This window comes from Mesorhizobium sp. M7A.F.Ca.AU.002.02.1.1 (genome assembly GCF_003998535.1).
Taxonomy (GTDB): Bacteria; Pseudomonadota; Alphaproteobacteria; order Rhizobiales; family Rhizobiaceae; genus Mesorhizobium; species Mesorhizobium ciceri.
The window spans coordinates 1-660 of sequence record NZ_RZPB01001401.1 but is presented as its reverse complement, the minus strand read 5'-3'; the positions used below and the strand labels follow the sequence as shown (position 1 = coordinate 660).

The following is a 660-nucleotide window of genomic DNA, read 5'->3' as shown; positions in this document are numbered from 1 at the left end:
ATGGAGCTGGATGAAGCCATGATGGTCGCGGGCATAGGCTGCCGAAAGGGCGTGGGCGTGGAAGAGGTGCTTGCGGCGATCGAAACGGCGCTGGAGGCGCATGGGTTGGCGATGACGGCGCTGTCGGCACTGGCGACTGCCGCGTTCAAGAAGGATGAAGAAGCGATCGCCGCCGCTGGCCGCACGCTGAGTCTTCCCGTCATCGTCGTCGACGACTCAGCACTTCAAGCTGCCTCGTCGGATACGCTCAGCCATTCCGATCTCTCGCAGGATGTTGCCGGCACACCATCGGTCTCCGAGGCGTCCGCCCTCGCCGTGGCCGGCACAGGCGCAAAACTGCTTGGCCCCCGCACCGTGCTCGGCCCGGTCACCTGTGCCATCGCCATCAGCGGAGATGCGCCATGACCGTTCATTTCATCGGCGCCGGTCCAGGTGCGGCCGACCTCATCACGCTGCGCGGCGCAAGGCTTTTGGCAAACTGCCCGGTTTGCCTGCATGCCGGCTCGATCGTCGCGCCCGAATTGCTGCAGCACTGCGCGCCGGGGACAAAGCTGGTCGACACCGCGCCGATGTCGCTCGACGAGATCGAGGCCGCCTATCTCGAGGCGCACAAATCAGGCCAGGATGTCGCCCGCCTGCATTCCGGCGACCTGTCGGTAC

2 protein-coding genes are annotated in these 660 nt (G+C 65.8%); both read left to right on the top strand.

Going from position 1 to position 660, the window contains the following annotated elements; genetic code table 11:
• Positions 1–18 precede the first annotated feature (18 nt).
• On the top strand, positions 19–405 hold the full coding sequence (locus tag EN879_RS37990; RefSeq protein ID WP_013531079.1) for a cobalamin biosynthesis protein: 387 nt from the start codon (positions 19–21) through the stop codon (positions 403–405).
• The coding region (locus EN879_RS37985; protein WP_245493960.1) for an SAM-dependent methyltransferase at positions 402–660 on the top strand (259 nt) is incomplete at its 3' end. The genes EN879_RS37990 and EN879_RS37985, both read left to right, overlap by 4 nt.

Excerpts from the sequence above, each read along its gene's own strand:
- EN879_RS37990 (WP_013531079.1), top strand. The coding sequence starts at position 19 with ATGATGGTCGCGGGCATAGGCTGCCGAAAGGGCGTGGGCGTGGAAGAG.